The sequence below is a fragment of the Dyadobacter koreensis genome (assembly GCF_900108855.1).
Taxonomy (GTDB): Bacteria; Bacteroidota; Bacteroidia; order Cytophagales; family Spirosomataceae; genus Dyadobacter; species Dyadobacter koreensis.
Genome location: NZ_FNXY01000005.1, coordinates 633,561 through 649,690, shown reverse-complemented (window position 1 = coordinate 649,690; position 16,130 = coordinate 633,561). Strand labels below are relative to the sequence as shown.

The following is a 16,130-nucleotide window of genomic DNA, read 5'->3' as shown; positions in this document are numbered from 1 at the left end:
TTATATCGTTTCAGCATCTATCAAATCATATTCTGAATGTGTTCCGATAAACCTAATCTCTACAATTCCATCTTCATAATCCACCTCCACAATGAGGCGGTATTTATTACCAACGATCTTGAATCTGGCTCTGTCTCCTTTAATGATTTTGGCTTTGGGGAATTCATGAAGTACATCAAAACTTCTCTTCCAAACTGCCCTTTCCACCACTGATATCCAAACGCGCAGACTTTTCCCCGAGTCGGAATGTTTACTGGCAAACTTGTCCAGTTTGCGGGAATATAATAGTATCATGTCATAAAAGGCTCTTTCTAAACGCTCCATGCACTTATTCCAATGGATTGATTATCAAGATTTTCATAACAATTACATCAATACAAATCTAGGGAAATAGTTGGCTGTTTGCCAACTATTTCACTAGATAATTTTTCATTACAATTGTATAGATAATTTTTGAATTAAAACGGCATGGTGATAATGCCTGAAACCTGAATATCAAATACCTTGACCAAAACGTTCCAATTGCTTAAAAACAGGAATTAGCGACTGGCCCTTTTCGGTAAGTACATATTCAATGTGCAAAGGTTTTTGTTTGATCACATTTTTTTGCAGTAGTCCAACGACTTCCAGCTCTTTTAACGCAACTGCCAGTGTTTGTTTGTTAGCGCCTTCACTCTGGCGAAGCAGGCTGCTGAAACGCAAGGTACCGTCCACAGCCAGGCGAAATATCTCAGGCTTCCATTTTCCGGAAAGCGACTTTAAAAGTGCCTGGGCAGGACAAGTTTCATTGGTTACCAATTCGTTTTTAGTAGCCATAAATATCTGACTTATTGCGCACTCAAAATTTAGTCCTCAACTTTACCTAAATATAGTTGGGTTATGAAAACATAAAATTGAAAATATGGAACAAAACCAACTTCCCGACGCGGAAACACTGAAAGAGCAGAAAAAGATAAAGAACAATAAATTGATCAATGCATTCCTTATTGGCATCTTTATAGGCATTACCGTGTACAGTGCGGTGAAAAATGGCTTCGGCTTTTTTACGTTTTTCCCATTGATTTTAGCTTATTTGCTATTTCATAATAGAGAAAAAATCAAAATATTATAAGTCAGAAATTCCATGCCCATCAATTTAACAGTAGTTTTTAAAAGCAAACCTGAGCATATCGAAGACGTACGTGCCATGCTTTTGAACCTGGTTGAAAAATCAAGAGAAGAAAAAGCCTGTCTGCAATATGACCTGCACCATGGTACAAAAAATCCCGAAATTTTCATTTTTCATGAAATATGGGAAAGCCAGGAAGGTCTGGACCTGCATGATCAGCAGCCTTACATCAAAAAGCTGGTTGCAGAAATTCCTGCGTTAATTCAGGAACCAGCCGCGATTTACCATACTGAATTGTTGAATTTGTAAAAGTTAATGCTAATAAACTCCGGTATTTGGACAACAATGTCAAGAAACCGGTGGCTTAAATCCTGCTGCCAGCAGGAATTTTACGAGACGTTCCTAAGGAACGAAAACCATATCAACACGCCTTAACTTCTACCAACGAAATGTCCCAATGGGACAAACATCTAACAACTAAATATCCCGATTGGACAATGGCATGGGGATATCCGGCATTTGTTCCGATAGGAACATTTCGTTGGTGGAACTTAGTTTGATTTCATGATCATTCCTTCGGAACGGTTCGTATTGGCTGCTGTTAGACAGAGTAATTAAAACTTATGCGGGCATGGTTCAATATAAACCCTCCTACTCCATCCGCAAACTCTTGATCGGATTCGCCAGTGACGCCTTCACACTTCGGAAGCCAACCGTGATTAAGGCCACAATAAAAGTGATCAGGATTGCCAGTAAAAAAATGCCAGCACCCAGTTCGATGCGGTAGGCGAAGTTGTTCAGCCAGTTTTCCATGACCCACCAGGCAAGCGGCGCTGCGAGCACAAATGCGATGAGCAGAAGTCGCAGGAATTCTTTGCCGAATGAAAAAAGAATATTCGTTGTGGTGGCATCCAACACTTTCCGAACACCGATTTCCTTCGTCTTTTGAGCAGCCATAAACGATACCAAACCGTATAATCCCAGACAACCGACAAAAATCGCTATACCGGCAAAGGCCTGAATGAGCCGCAGAAGCATGTTATCGAGCTTGTAGAGCCGCTCAATGTCTTCATCCATAAAACGGTAAGTAAATACGGAAGATGGATAAGTGGCCGTCCAGGCTTTCCGGAAACCTGCAAGTATCGGTTCCAGATTAGCTGTATTGACATTAACTGCACAACTATTGTAAACTTCCCCCCAGGTCGTAAGGCAAAGTGGCTCGATAGTCGTGCGGAATGACTTGAAATGAAAATCCTTTATCACCCCGACAATGGTACCCTTGCGATTATTAATCGTTGCAGTTTTCCCGATTACCTCCTGTGTGGAAGCCAATCCAAGGGCTTTGACTGCCGCCTCATTCAGCACATATTCCCTGACCGTGTCGGATGGATTCAAATTGCGGCCAGCCAGAACGGAAATTTTGAACGTCGGGATATAATTGTGATCTGCGGATTTGAGAGAAATGTTGAATTTTTCAGCTTCCGGTCGTGAATCAAATTGAATCGGTGTACTCCCGATGGTCTCAGTTGCTGGTGGTGAATCAAAAAAGGTCACATTTTCAACGCCTGCCATTTCCGAGAGCTGGGCTGCCAGCGAATTGGTTTTTGCCTTTTGGTTGTTCGGAACGGACAAGATTATCATGGCATCTTTTTGAAAACCCATATCAGCCTGCTGGGAATAACGCAGCTGGTTGGTCACGATAAGCGTACCGATGATCAGCAGCTGCGAAATAGCAAACTGACCCACAACCAAGCCCTTTCGCAGCGAAAAACCGCCCACGGATCTTTGAGAAAGTTTTCCCTTCAAAGCAAGTACCGGCTGGAAACGGGCCAGAATAAGACCCGGATAAGCACCGGAACAGAAAATAACGATGAGTAAAATGCCAAGAAGAAAGGCAAGCAGGTAAGTATCCGTTAAAGGATTGACGATCAGCGCAATGCTGAACCAATTATTAATAAAAGGCAAAGCCAGATAGGTCAGTCCCAGCGCGATGAGCAGCGCCAATGCTGTTATGATGCCTGTTTCTGTGATAAACTGCCAGAAAAGTGCTGCCCGCTGGCTACCAAGCACTTTACGAACACCTATTTCCCGCGCACGCCCCAAAGCCTGCGCCGTAGCCAGATTGATAAAATTCACACAAGCCGTGGCGACCAGAAACAAGCCGATAAGTGCAAAGGTCCACAGGTTTTTCTTCTCTGTATATCCACGTAATTTTGGATTAAAATGGACATCAGAAAGTGGCTGCAATTTGAAATGAAACTGTTTCGCCATTTCCTTGTCGTAATGTTTATCAGCAATATCACGAAGAATTTTGGAGTCTACCATATCGGCAGATACCCCCGGTTTCAAGCGGACAAAACACTGCATTTCTTTGTTGTAACCAAGCCACCAATCCTTTTCGACCATCCAGGGACTGTGGTCTTTCAAACTGGCAAAGGGCAGATAAATTTCCGAACGGAAGTCTGTAGTCGCCGGCAGATTACGGAGAACGCCTGTGATCCTGACAACCAGCGATTCATCGATATGTAACAGCTGCCCGATCGGGTCTTGATTTCCAAAATATTTTTTGGCGATCCGATCCGTGATCAGGGCTGTGTTAGGTTCCTGCAACGCGGTTTGTGAACTGCCTTCTATTAATGGGAAATCGAAAATGTCCAGAAACTCGGGATCTGCAAATGCGAGATCTTCTTCAAACTTTTTCTCCGGCGACAGGCTTACGACCCGTTTATTTACAAATGCAATCCTGCCCACTTTTTCTGCTACGCTATACCCGCTTCGGAACGCCTCGCCCATCGGGTTGGGAACGCCGGTACTATATGTCACCTTTTCCTTATGAAGCTCGGTATAAATGCGGTAGATCCTGTCTTCATTTGCATGAAAATGATCAAAACTCAAATGGTATTTGACCAATGTAAAAATCAAAATAGCGCAGGCGATACCCAGGCTCAGGCTTACGACATTGATAACGGTGTACGATTTGTGGCGACTGAGTTTTCTTAAAGCGACTTTAAAATAATTACTGAACATGGCTGTCGGGTTTGATGGTGAATCGAAAGTAAACTGATTACTTAACTGGGTGGAATGCGCAGGGCTGCGCCAAAGCCGGGGATGCAACAACAGCAGCATTTCCAGCACATAAAACAGCCCCGCTTTTGTTGATCCATGACTGCGAACCCGACTCTGAAATAATTCGTACAGATCGCCCAGAACTTCTTCTCGTATATGCGGGGCTGTGATGCGTCCGATCAGCCATTCCGCCCAGCATGGCGGCAGTGGTCCTTTATCTTTTCTGCTATCCATATCAATTTCCAAAAGCGGTTTCAGGGATACCACCCCACAATTCATCCCGGATTCGCCGTGCTTCCCGCAGCGACTGCTCGCCATCTGCGGTCACCGAAAACATACGCTTACGCCGCCCGCCACGCTCAGCCGTAGCCTCACCAAAACGCGACCGGACCAATCCCTTTTCCTCCAACCGCTGCATGGTCCGGTGCACAACGCCCAGGCTCATAGGTCGCTGCAAACGCTGACTCAACTCCTCCACAACAGCAACACCGTACGCATCATCATACAGCAAAGCAATGGTGAGCAAAACAACTTCTTCAAACTCTCCTAACTGGGTTCCTTTCATCGGCGGATATTACATTTTTCTGCTGGTCGAGTATATCTTTTCTCTTTGCATAGCAAATGTGAGGCCACTGGTGGGAAATTGGGTTTTGGGAGCGTAATGCGGGTTTTGGTGGATCGAGATTGTTCGTTTTTGAACGGTTGAGTGTTCGGATTTGGACGGGGATTTTCATTTGGGTCATTCCGGCGTGTTAAGATGATTAACCACCAGATGTATGGAAAAGTGGTTATAATATACTCTAAAAAAGATTGACGTTGTTTTTACACTAGCAGCAATGTTTCGCATGAAATCTAGTAAAGTATCTTTTTGAGGATAAAAAAGGAAATCTTATTGGAATCCTGGATGACTCCCTCTTGCAGTTCATGAGTGAATTCAGAATCCATTAAAAATTCACGAAACGCTCCTACGGAACGAACGCTACGTTGATATACTTCTGCCAACAAAATGTCCCAATGGCTCAATGACATTAAGATATTCAGGCATTTCTGTTCCGATAGGAACATTTCGTTGGTAGAAAGCAAAGTTTATTTCCTGGCTACCGTTCCTTCAGAACGGCTCGTATTGATGCGCACAATTTTAAATCATGCTTTACGATTGAAATTCAATCGTCCTAAAACCACATAAATTGAAACTCCTCAACCTATTTTATCTCCCGATTCCGATCCACCCACCAGGCCAATCCCAGCACCATCACCTGCAAAACGTCAAATGAAACAAATAAGACCATGACATTATCTTCCGGTGGCGGGCCGAACAGGTTGTAGCCGTTGGCCAGAAGGAAAAAGCCGGTCATGATCCACAATCCCAGGTACCCTGCGCGTTGATGGCTTTCGTGCTTTTTGCATAAATATAAATGCCGCCGAAAAAGATAATACTTGCCAGCAATGTGGTGATCATCTTATAATTCCATAAACCCATCCCTACTTTGAAATCACCAAAAGGCGTCAGAGGCAGATCCGGGATGTGGACAATCACGTCCAGAAACCAGTGGCTCAACACGGCTGCTAACGGGAATTTCACAAAACGTTCCTAAGGAACGAAAACCATATCGACACACCCAAACTCCTACCAACGAAATGTCCCCATGGGACAATTTTCTACCAACCAAATGTCCTGATGGGGACAATGAAATATTCTGCCATTTTGTTCCGATAGAAACATTTCGTTGGTAGGAAATCGGTTGAATTTCCGTCTGCCCGTTCCTTCGGAACGGTTCGTATTTGCTTCCGCCAGGCATGATGATATGGGATAACATAAAAGCCGCAGAAAAAGATGACACTTTCCAGCAATATGGTGATCATCTTATAATTCCATAAACCCATCCCTACTTTGAAATCACCAAAAGGCGTCAGAGGCAGATCCGGGATGTGGATAATCACGTCCAGAAACCAGTGGCTCAACACGGCTGCTAACGGGAATTTCACAAAACGTTCCTAGGGAACGAAAACCATATCGACACACCCAAACTCCTACCAACGAAATGTGCCCATGGGACAATTTTCTACCAACCGAATGTCCCGATGGAGACAATGAAATATTCTGCCATTTTGTTCCGATAGGAACATTTCGTTGGTAGGAAATAGGTTAAATTTCCGTCTGCCCGTTCCTTCGGAACGAAAACCATATCGACACACCCAAACTCCTACCAACGAAATGTCCCCATGGGACAATTTTCTACCAACCGAATGTCCCGATGGGGACGATGAAATATTCTGCCATTTTGTTCCGATAGGAACATTTCGTTGGTAGGAAATCGGTTAAATTTCCGTCTGCCCGTTCCTTCGGAACGGTTCGTATTGGCTTCCGTTAGGCATGATGATATGGGATAACATAAAAGCCGCAGAAAAAGATGACACTTTCCAGCAATATGGTGATCATCTTATAATTCCATAAACCCATCCCTACTTTGAAATCACCAAAAGGCGTCAAAGGCAGATCCGGGTATTTATTTTCAAAATGCGCTATCCCAATTTTATCACTTCGATAGAAATTCACCCGTGAAGATTCGTTGTTTTTGAGTTCTGAAAAAGTTGGATAAACCCAAATAATTCTATTTTGGAGTATTTCACAACTTAAAGTTTTAGAATACTATATCCAGACCCAATACCCCTACTAATCAGTAATTTAAACCCTATTTTAATGTTTAATATTTTATAATATTTTTAACTTTACCCCTAACTGTTGTTGTGACAGGAAACTTAAAAATATTGTAAAAACTTTATTTGCTCTACTTTATGAAAAAAATTTACGTTGCCTTTACCGGATTACTTTTCGCTTTTTTGATTACAGGGTCAGCTATGGCCCAAACAATCTATATTAAATGTACCGATGACAGGGACAGGGTTTTAACCTCTGGTGTGAGCCCGCAGGCAGGTACTATTTTTGATAATGGAAAAAGGGTAGATCTTAAAGATTACATGGAGGTGTCCAGTATGCAGTTTGAAACAGAACAGACTTTGAACATTGGTGCTTCCGGTTCCGGTGCAGGTGCCGGGAAAATATCATTTGGGGATTTTTCTTTCACTAAAAATGTAGATCTCGCTTCCACAAAACTATTGCAATTTCAGGCAAGTGGAATCTTAATAAAGACTGTAGAAATTATATTACAAGGCCGTTCAGGCACGGTAGAGCCTGTCGTTACGTATAAAATTCTGTTGGGCATGGCCGGGGTCAAAGGTTTTTCTGCCAGTGCCAATGGAGATTGCGGCGGATGTGTTGAAGAAAGCTATACTTTGCAATACGGAACTTTGCAAATTTTTACCTACGCTATTGCACCTGATGGCAGAGTGACTCAAAACCCTTCTCCTTTTGGCTGGGATCGTATTAAGAATATAGCTTTTTAAAAGAATATCATGCCAATTTTATATATGAATGGCTACGGGTTTATCCGATTCGTGCTGATTGCTGCTATAAGTTGGATAGCTTTGCTAGAGACTTCCATGGCAGCGGACAGCAAAAAGCCGGTACGACTGTCCAATCCTCCTGTTTCCAAAACAAAAAAGAAGGTTGATGAGATGCTCGCCAGAACAAGAGCCGGTTATTATACCAAGCGTCCTGTTAAAAACAGAAGAGACAATAAAGCAGCCAATACCCGTGTCCTTCAGGATTGCGGCTCATCATGCGCGTTAACACCTCTTCCGGTCACACTTGTAACGTTTACCGGGAAACGTCTTGATGCCAGGCAGATACAACTGGATTGGACGACGACCAGTGAAGTTAATAATGACCATTTTGTGATTGAACGAACGCTTAACCCAGCGGAAGGATTTCAAACTGCCGGATCTGTAAAGGGCCAGGGTAATGCTTCGGCCAACGTATCCTACCAATTCACTGACCCGAATCAGGAAACCAGCTACACTTACTACCGATTAAAGCAGGTCGATCTGGATGGAGGTTTTACTTACAGCAGGATTATTGCCATCAAAGGATATAGTCAGGAACTGACAATTAATGCGTATCCAAATCCGGGTACGGGTAAAGAGCTTGCCTTTATAGTGTCCGGCACTGTTAAAAAGGAAAGTATTTCAATACGCATCTACGACCAAAGAGGAAATTCGATTTATCAGAATACAAAGTATTCATTGCCTGAAAATCAGCTTATAACTTTACCAGGAGTTGCCACACAGCCTGGGTCCTATTATATACAAATCAGTGCAAAGCAACAGCAGGCAAGCAATTCGTTCATAATCACCCGTTAATTTCTTAACGCTTCCGCGTTAGGTGTAGTCTCCGGATCCCCGGCGGTTCGGAGACTAAGCCTAACAATATCATCAGCAGTAACCAAGGTCTTTCACTTAATTTGCCCAACCCTATTCCGATCCACCCACCAAGCCAATCCCAGCACAATCACCTGCAAAACGGCAAATGAAACAAATAAGACCATAACATTATCTTCTGGTGGCGGGCCGAACAGGTTATAGGCGTTGGCCAGAAGGAAAAAGCCGGTCATGATCCACAATCCCCAGATACCTTGGGCATTGATAGCTTTCGTACTTTTTGCATAAATATAAACGCCGCCGAAAAAGATAATACTTTCCAGCAATATGGTTATCGCCTTGTAATTCCATAAACCCATCCCGACTTTGAAATCACCGAAAGGCGTCAGGGGCAGGTCCGGGATGTGGACAATCACGTCCAGAAACCAGTGACTCAACACCGCGAGACCGACAACAACCGCGCTTTTGGTATCCTTTTTGAAAAACCAGAAGCTGCCGCCAACGATAAGTCCCCAGACAACTCCCATAAAAAGGCTGTGCGTATAGGGATAATGGACGAACTCAAAAGGTGTCACTTCGGTAAAACCAGGATGTATTTTCACGGTTTCAATATTGAAGAGCAATAAAAATGGCCAGAGGATATCTACAAATTCCACAGCTACAAAAAGCATGGTAAGCGAAACTTTGGGAGCGATTTTCTTCGCGGCAAGGGCGAGACCGTAATGTCCTAAAAACATGATTTCTGACTTTGATTAGTACATGACAAATGTACTGGTCGGCCAGAGCAAGCTACTTGATAAAAATCAAGAAAACGGATTTGCTGGGAAAATAAGGAGTTTTGGGGTAGTTTATTTTACGGGATTACATCAACTGCTTTCTCCGGATACGGCTGATGGTTTCGGGCGTCATACCCAGCATGGAAGCAAGGTATTGCAGCGGTACCTGATTAAAAATCTCCCGGTTTTTCTCAAAGAAAAAATGGTATCGTTCCTCGGCTGTCATGGAGATAAATGAAAAAATCCGGTCTTCCATCATTTTGAAACAATGTGCAAGAAATAACTTTTCCGTCTCCGGCCATTTCGGGATAATCTCTCCAAGTCTATTGTACTCCGCCCTTTCAATCACAAATATATCCAGGGTCGTAAGCGCCTGCATATTCCAGCGCGACGGCGTTTGGAAAAGCAAACTCGACAGATCGGCTACAAAATAACCTTGGGTCGATATCCACTGCGTCACTTCCTTGCCGTCGACGTCCGCATAAATCCGCAAAAGCCCGGATTGTATGAAACACAGCTGATTACACTTTTTGTCAGCTTTCAGGAAATAATCACCTTTATTCAAAGTTTTCTTTTTGAACAGCGCAGACACTTTCATAAGGTCGTCCTGATCAAAAGTGAAATAAGAATGGAGGTATTGTTCGAGGTCGGTCATTTTTTGGCTTTCGGCTTTCAGATGGTTGCCAGATATTAAAGTTCGGATAATTGTTAGGCCCGGGCATTTTTTCTTGCTTTAAAATTCGTGATTAGAAATCATATAACAAAGCCGGAAGTGCTTTCGTAATGATTTCTTTACCGCTAACCCCGATTTGCAATCGGGGTTGAGTTGTTTGGCGTTTGTAACGCTATTTTATTTAATCGCGTTACAAACGCTTAACCAGCAACGCCCCGATTACAAATCGGAGCGAGCGAATATTTCAGAGAAACAGCTTCTCGTATTCTTTCGGCATGGCTGAGAGCGGTTTGATTCGGATGTCTTTATAAAAAACCTCGGCGGCTTCGCTTTGCAGCTGGATTTTGCCGCTGGTCATCGGCACTTCTTTTCCATCAGATTCAATATAGCGAGAATTTTTCAACACCATCACCACATGCCCGTTCACGATATGCAGACTTTTCCCATCGACACAGATCAGTTCCAGCGTATTCCATTCTCCGGCCGGTTTTTCATAATCAACAGAGCGAAGACAGAAATAATCGCTGCCACTTTTGAAAACTCCAAAGGGCTGTTTTTCGTCGGCAACCCTGTTCATGACACCTTCCGAAGGATACGAACGGATGTCAATAGCCGAATTGGCCTGGCACCAGAAATCGCCCATATGACCTTCCATGATCTGAAATTCCTGCGAAAGCATCCATGAACGAAAATATTCCGCACCGGCAGGTCCGATGGAATGATAAAGAATACCTGAGTCGCGCAACTTCTCCTTCCTCGGCTCAAACTTATCCTTTCCCCATTTCACGAGAAGTTTCAGATGGTAGTTTTTGTACACTTCCCGGGAAATCAGGCAGCCATATATTTCACCGCTTACCCGCAGCACGGGCCCACCGGGCTCATTTAACACTGAAAAAACATGGGTCTCATCCTTGTTATAGCCAATCGGTGCAATATCGGCACCCGAGATATCTTTCGGTATTTTTCCATTATAGCCATTTTTGTGACGATAACTTAAATAAGATTCCCATTGCGACAAATCCTTGTCCAGGAGCACTGTCCACTCATCGGCCTTCTTCATGGAAGAAAGTGCAAAAACACATATAAAAATAAGAATTGGAAGGAAAATTTGTTTCATAGAGTAGCAACTGTTATCAGCATAACTGGCTATGCTGATACAAAGCTAACCAGGCGTAAATTTCGATTCGTTGTAAAAATCTAATATTTATCGGTACGTTTGTCGCTCTGTTATCCCTTTTTATGAAACGATATATACTTCATACTCCTTTCAACATTTATCACTTTGAGGCTGAGCAGTGGATGCATTCGGTGCATAAGCATACCTACTTCGAGATTATTTTTATACTAAAAGGAAAGGGTGTGCACAATATCAACGGGAATACATTCAACTATAAAAAAGGTGATGTGTTTCTTTTAGGGCCGGAAGATTTTCACGATTTCAAAATTGAAGATCTGACAGAATTCTGTTTTATTCGTTTCAATGAATTATTTAATAAAAACCACTTAATAGAAAAAGATAATCCGTGGCAGCAAATCATGAAAGCATTGCTTTACACTTCTTCCCAAAGTCGCGGTTCCATCGTTGAAGATAAAATAGAAAAACAGAAACTTCACAGCCTGCTGACGATTCTGGAAAGAGAATATGAAGATCATCAATCGCAGTATTTCGAAATCATTCGTGACAGTCTGATGCAAAGTATGATGGTTATTCTTGCCAGAAATTTGTTTGGACAAACACGATCAAAAGAAATTTTAAAAGATTCAGTCGAACCGATTTTGTTATACATAAGGCAGCATATTTACAATCCGACGGAACTGACGATGGAACATCTCGCCGGAGTTTTCAATTATGCACCTGCCTATATCAGCATCTTTTTCAAAAAACAAACCGGCGAATCTCTGAAGCAATATATCATCAAACATAAGATCAAACTCATCGAAGCCCGGCTGCTTTACAGCCAGCTATCACTTTCAGAAATTGCTGATGAATTTGGATATACGGATGAAAGCCATTTTTGCAAACAGTTCAGGAAATATACCGGAAATACCCCAACGGAGTTCAGGAGAATGGATGTAGATTAGAATTACAGTACCGCGTTAATTTTCAGATATTCAAAATCGGAAGAAAATTTGCATTTTCTAAACCAAAACGTTTACTTACTACCGTAAAAAATTCTATACACAAAACCAGTTTATTATGGGCAAGTATGTGATAACCAAGCGTGCGAATGGTGAATTTCAGTTTAACCTAAAAGCGGACAATGGCCAGGTTATTCTGGCGAGCGAAGGATACAGTGCCAAAAGTTCCTGCGAAAACGGGATAGAATCCGTAAAGAAAAACTCAACGGATGATGCGCGTTATGAAAAGAAAACTTCCTCAAACGGCAAGTACTTTTTCAGCCTGAAAGCCACGAACGGCCAGATCATTGGCAGCAGCGAAATGTACGAAAGCCAATCAGGAAGAGATAATGGAATTGAGTCCGTGAAGAAAAACGGACCAGATGGAACGGTTGACGATCAGACGGTTTAGTATATATTCTTGTTCTGAAAACTCGCAGGGCTTGGTTTCTGTGAGTTTTCAGAAAATGTAAAAATATTCTATAACATCTAATCCTATTCATTATTGAGTTTTACAGTCAGGTTTTCATCCTGCAAAACCAACCGGATCGCTGCCAGATGTGAAAACAATACCAAAGGCACAAGCACGGATGGCAGAAATACAAACGGAAATGCCAGAACCGCGATATTGGGCTGGTCGAAAGCAAACTTTTGAAACATGCCTGGAATCGATAACAAAGCATTGAAAACAATATTGAGCAGCAAAGCCAGACAAATAAAATTCCATATCAGAAGTGCAGACTTACTTAGTTTCATTTTTACAAAAACCAGATAGTAAATAACCGGAGCAGAAATACCGGAAAGAATATCAAAATTCCGGCCTTCAAAAGTCATAAGTTCCGGTACCGCTTTGTGTAGAAACAGCCAGTACAATGTCACCTCAACAGGAATTCTGATGACATGAAAAAGTGTTAATGTCCTTATATCCAACCCATCAATAAATACTTTTCCTCGTCGGATTGAGAAAAGTATAATTGTCATCGCCAAGGGTGGAATTAGTAGTAAAGCAACTCTCGGAGGCGTGGAATCAGTAGTGGCATAAAAATCTAAAATACTGATAACTGATTGAAATACAATCCATATAACAAGTAAAGCAAGAAATATTTTTGAGTAATGTGCTGCCTTAAAAAATAAGAACACGCCGACAAAAACTGTTATCCCAAAAACCAGATAAACGTAAAAAGGTAGATTTTCCATTGCGTAGAAGTTTAAGCGCAAAGGACAACATTGCCAAACGGAATCTACTTATCCTATGGCAAGAAATGTGCTTTCTTTAACTCTTTTTTTGCAAACTCCCTCCTGATTCTGCTCAACGAGGTGTCGGTTATCCCAAGATAGGAGGCGATGTATTTGAGATGCGCATATTTAAAAATCTCCTGCTCCGTGGTAATCAGGCTTTCGTAACGCTCTTCCGCACTTTTGTTAATCATCGCAAGCGTACGCTGCTTAAAAGCAACAAATTCTCTGACCAGCATTGCCCGGCCAAATTCCCTGAACTCCGGGATCGAATGAAAAAGTATATTCAGGTTATCGAATGTAATTACATAACCTTCGCATGCCGTCAGCGCCTGAATATTTTCGGTCGAAATCGTAGGCATGAAAAACGACGATGCTTCAAACACAACCCTGTTTCTGGTGTAGAAATAAGTAGTCACTTCATTGCCGTCCGTATCGAAAGTAAAGGCTCGCATCACACCTTCTGCCAGAAAGTAATACTCGTTACTGACGCTTCCTGCTTTGAGAAAATAGTCATTTTTATTAAAAGCTTTTTCCTCAAAATGTGCTGTAATTTTATCCACTACGGGCGTCGGAACAGGCATTGTACTCTGAATAAAATCTGTGAGTGGCTGTTTGTTCATAACTTTCATCCTCCGGAATTTTCGTGATGTCGCAAGTTCGTAAATAATTAGATTTCAGACTGGAATTATCCGGGTCAGTTAAAGTCCGGAATGTGCCCTTTTACAAAAAGCCTGTAATAATGCAACATTACTGCGCGTTTTAACGAATACCTTCCTACATAACCGCTCGTTTTTCCATGAAGAACAATTTTTTCATTATTCTCGCTTTGACCCTTCTGAATTCGTATGCCTGGTCACAAGATGCATATGATCGCCAAAAAGCATTAAACAGCGAAGAATTGTTTTTCAAACAAAACGTAAACAAAGTTATCTCGGGAAATGCGGGCCAGAAATATCTTGTTTTGGATGCTGCGCCCAGAGTAGGCAAATTCAGACGCTACCGGTTTTTTCCGGGAGATGTGGTCAAGTTTAGGACCAGAAATGAAAAAATACGATTTAAATCTGCGATCATTAGTATTTCTGATACTTCATTGACAATCGCAAACGAAGCGACAGGGAAAATGGATTACAGGGAAATCATGCTGAAAGATATCCGGCTATTTAAAGTTTCCAAACGAATTCCTTTCGTGACAGAAGCTTCCTACTATTTTCCGATAGCTGGTTTGCTTTACATTGGGGCAGACTATGTAAATAAGGGCGTTGACGACAAACGTTTTACGACAGACGGATCTGCATTTATTGTTGGCGCAGCTTTAATGGCAGCCGGATTTGTGTGCTATAAACTTTCATTTGCGTCCATTCCAGTGAATAACAGAAACAAGCTGAAGGTCATAGAAACATATTGAGCTACATGCTTTGCAAATTTCACTCATCAAAAAAGGGCGAAAAGCCGGCAATAAACCAGCTCTTAGCCCTTTTTTATTATTTTGATAATTGATTATTTACGCACCCATCATCTCATCCTGTCTCTCCGCATTCTCTTTCAGTTTGTTCAATGTCTCATTAAAACTCCCCTGATCCAGAATTCCCTCCGGAACGTCAAATCCTCGTACGAAATAGAAATTATCATTTTTAGAACCCTCATAATTGATCCAAAGTGCCTCTGCGTTCAAAGCTGGAAATTTCAATAATTTCAACTCGCCTTCCTCCCGTCTTTCTTTCAGATTTTCTTTCAAAAACGATACGGACCTTTCTACTTTGCTGATATAATCTGTATTTGTATTGGCTTGTATCAATTCAGGATTTGCGTCGTCTGTCGACAAATCATACAGTGCTATCGGCTGTTCTTTTTCAAATTCAATCACACGGACGGAGCCGGGTTCTTTGTTGAAATCCATTTCCCGGCCAATGTCCTTTAATCCAATTGTGTAAGTAAAGTGTGGAAAACTCAATTGAATATCAGCAGTTTTCTTTTCCACTTCAAGCTGTGGATACTGCATTTTTAGAATCGGACGAAACTCCGGAATTGGTTTCAACCATTCGGCTTTTACTACAAGGTCTTTCAGCCACATGAGATAACTATGTTTTTTGGTGAGATAACTGTGTGTCCAACTCCCGCTTCCCTGATAATTAGTACTGAACTGTGACACAGTTAATATACTTTTTCCATAAATCGGATCGTCGATATGAAAGTATTCGGTATTTAAAATCTTCGAAACTCCGTAGATAACCATAAAATGTCCGCCTCCTCCGTTCCAGCCAATCCGTGTTCCGACCACAAGTCCCTGATCAACCTGTGCTTTCACATCTGACCAGCTCATTTGTCCGCCAAAAGAAACAAAATTCTGGGTTCGCGATAAGGCTCTGTCCAGATACCAGGGAACGTTGCATGGCCCTGGAACGGGTGACGTACAACAGGTTTGTCCAAGCTCGGCGCTCGCAATTTTACACTGTGTCCAGGGGTTTAAAAGTTTTGCATAAAAATGAGAAACACTTTTGGACGTAGCTGCCCAACACCAATTTGACTGAGTCTGAAGCTCCATATTAAAGTTGAGAATTTTCGACTGGTAAAACCAGTTAAAAACACGAAAATTTTGCTCGACCGGAGTCAGAATTTGTTTTGAACTGAGATTTGAGAAATCCATTTTACTTCCGATTAAGATTAACAAAAGAGTTTATCAATATTAATCTTAGTCGTAAAGTGAATAAATCGCGGAAACATTGAGTGCAGAAAAATCGGAGAAGATGTTTATCCACCCAAGATCATATCTGCCTTATTATCCCAACCTAACTTGTTTACATATTGCTTTGGTCTTATACCCGCAGCAGGCGTAGTCCTAATTTAATAAATCCTGACAAAAAAAGAGACCGCC

At 42.1% G+C, this 16,130-nt stretch carries 19 protein-coding genes; 6 read left to right on the top strand and 13 right to left on the bottom strand.

From position 1 onward, the window contains the following. Both BMY70_RS18480 and BMY70_RS18475 read right to left on the bottom strand, forming a co-directional pair. Positions 1-324: a type II toxin-antitoxin system HigB family toxin gene (locus tag BMY70_RS18480; RefSeq protein WP_229209668.1), complete on the bottom strand. Its 324-nt coding sequence runs from the start codon at positions 322-324 to the stop codon at positions 1-3. Between the two features lie 171 nt (positions 325-495). Then, positions 496-816 carry a winged helix-turn-helix transcriptional regulator gene (locus tag BMY70_RS18475; protein ID WP_090337746.1) on the bottom strand — a complete coding sequence of 107 codons (321 nt, stop codon included), beginning with the start codon at positions 814-816 and terminating at the stop codon, positions 496-498. 307 nt (positions 817-1,123) lie between these two features. On the opposite strand from BMY70_RS18475, the gene BMY70_RS18465 reads away from it, so the two are divergent. Further along, entirely contained in the window at positions 1,124-1,417 is a 294-nt protein-coding gene (locus BMY70_RS18465; protein ID WP_090337743.1) for a putative quinol monooxygenase, read from the top strand. Positions 1,418-1,759: 342 nt separating this feature from the next. On the opposite strand, the gene BMY70_RS18460 is transcribed toward BMY70_RS18465, so the two are convergent. The 5 genes from BMY70_RS18460 to BMY70_RS18435 all read right to left on the bottom strand — a co-directional run bounded on the left by BMY70_RS18460 (position 1,760) and on the right by BMY70_RS18435 (position 6,731). Next, on the bottom strand, positions 1,760-4,408 hold the full coding sequence (locus tag BMY70_RS18460) for an ABC transporter permease (protein WP_218148643.1): 2,649 nt from the start codon (positions 4,406-4,408) through the stop codon (positions 1,760-1,762). A 1-nt stretch (position 4,409) separates the two neighbouring features. Beyond that, positions 4,410-4,739, bottom strand: coding sequence for a PadR family transcriptional regulator (locus tag BMY70_RS18455; protein WP_090337741.1), 330 nt, complete (start codon positions 4,737-4,739; stop codon positions 4,410-4,412). A gap of 786 nt (positions 4,740-5,525) precedes the next feature. Beyond that, positions 5,526-5,756: a hypothetical protein gene (locus tag BMY70_RS18445; protein WP_143072123.1), complete on the bottom strand. Its 231-nt coding sequence runs from the start codon at positions 5,754-5,756 to the stop codon at positions 5,526-5,528. 77 nt (positions 5,757-5,833) lie between these two features. Next, positions 5,834-6,160: a hypothetical protein gene (locus BMY70_RS18440; RefSeq protein WP_143072122.1), complete on the bottom strand. Its 327-nt coding sequence runs from the start codon at positions 6,158-6,160 to the stop codon at positions 5,834-5,836. A gap of 382 nt (positions 6,161-6,542) precedes the next feature. Beyond that, complete coding sequence (locus BMY70_RS18435) at positions 6,543-6,731, bottom strand: hypothetical protein (protein WP_090337734.1); 189 nt, start codon at positions 6,729-6,731, stop codon at positions 6,543-6,545. A gap of 239 nt (positions 6,732-6,970) precedes the next feature. On the opposite strand from BMY70_RS18435, the gene BMY70_RS18430 reads away from it, so the two are divergent. Together BMY70_RS18430 and BMY70_RS18425 are read left to right on the top strand one after the other, a co-directional pair. Next, positions 6,971-7,579 (top strand): type VI secretion system tube protein Hcp, encoded by a 609-nt coding sequence (locus tag BMY70_RS18430; protein WP_143072121.1) that lies wholly within the window; start codon positions 6,971-6,973, stop codon positions 7,577-7,579. A 9-nt stretch (positions 7,580-7,588) separates the two neighbouring features. Continuing rightward, positions 7,589-8,434 (top strand): T9SS type A sorting domain-containing protein, encoded by an 846-nt coding sequence (locus tag BMY70_RS18425; RefSeq protein WP_090337733.1) that lies wholly within the window; start codon positions 7,589-7,591, stop codon positions 8,432-8,434. 92 nt (positions 8,435-8,526) lie between these two features. Here the strand turns inward: BMY70_RS18425 and BMY70_RS18420 are convergent, their stop codons facing one another. From BMY70_RS18420 to BMY70_RS18410, 3 genes are all read right to left on the bottom strand, one after another. Further along, the gene (locus tag BMY70_RS18420) at positions 8,527-9,189 is read right to left on the bottom strand and encodes a hypothetical protein (RefSeq protein ID WP_090337731.1); all 663 of its coding nucleotides are present in this window, start codon (positions 9,187-9,189) and stop codon (positions 8,527-8,529) included. A gap of 124 nt (positions 9,190-9,313) precedes the next feature. Next, entirely contained in the window at positions 9,314-9,883 is a 570-nt protein-coding gene (locus tag BMY70_RS18415; protein WP_090337729.1) for a Crp/Fnr family transcriptional regulator, read from the bottom strand. Positions 9,884-10,145: 262 nt separating this feature from the next. Continuing rightward, positions 10,146-11,018: a 3-keto-disaccharide hydrolase gene (locus BMY70_RS18410; RefSeq protein WP_090337727.1), complete on the bottom strand. Its 873-nt coding sequence runs from the start codon at positions 11,016-11,018 to the stop codon at positions 10,146-10,148. 122 nt (positions 11,019-11,140) lie between these two features. Between BMY70_RS18410 and BMY70_RS18405 the strand changes: the two genes are divergently transcribed. Beyond that, on the top strand, positions 11,141-11,983 hold the full coding sequence (locus BMY70_RS18405) for an AraC family transcriptional regulator (RefSeq protein ID WP_090337723.1): 843 nt from the start codon (positions 11,141-11,143) through the stop codon (positions 11,981-11,983). Positions 11,984-12,098: 115 nt separating this feature from the next. Then, positions 12,099-12,431 (top strand): YegP family protein, encoded by a 333-nt coding sequence (locus tag BMY70_RS18400; RefSeq protein WP_090337721.1) that lies wholly within the window; start codon positions 12,099-12,101, stop codon positions 12,429-12,431. Between the two features lie 83 nt (positions 12,432-12,514). Here the strand turns inward: BMY70_RS18400 and BMY70_RS18395 are convergent, their stop codons facing one another. Both BMY70_RS18395 and BMY70_RS18390 read right to left on the bottom strand, forming a co-directional pair. Beyond that, positions 12,515-13,216 (bottom strand): hypothetical protein, encoded by a 702-nt coding sequence (locus BMY70_RS18395; protein WP_090337719.1) that lies wholly within the window; start codon positions 13,214-13,216, stop codon positions 12,515-12,517. A gap of 53 nt (positions 13,217-13,269) precedes the next feature. Next, positions 13,270-13,878, bottom strand: a complete 609-nt coding sequence (locus tag BMY70_RS18390) for a Crp/Fnr family transcriptional regulator (RefSeq protein WP_090337842.1) — start codon at positions 13,876-13,878, stop codon at positions 13,270-13,272. 176 nt (positions 13,879-14,054) lie between these two features. Here BMY70_RS18390 and BMY70_RS18385 point away from each other — a divergent pair, with 176 nt between their 5' ends. After that, positions 14,055-14,663 (top strand): hypothetical protein, encoded by a 609-nt coding sequence (locus BMY70_RS18385; RefSeq protein ID WP_090337718.1) that lies wholly within the window; start codon positions 14,055-14,057, stop codon positions 14,661-14,663. Between the two features lie 96 nt (positions 14,664-14,759). On the opposite strand, the gene BMY70_RS18380 is transcribed toward BMY70_RS18385, so the two are convergent. Continuing rightward, entirely contained in the window at positions 14,760-15,902 is a 1,143-nt protein-coding gene (locus BMY70_RS18380) for a papain-like cysteine protease family protein (RefSeq protein ID WP_090337716.1), read from the bottom strand. Positions 15,903-16,130 lie beyond the last annotated feature (228 nt).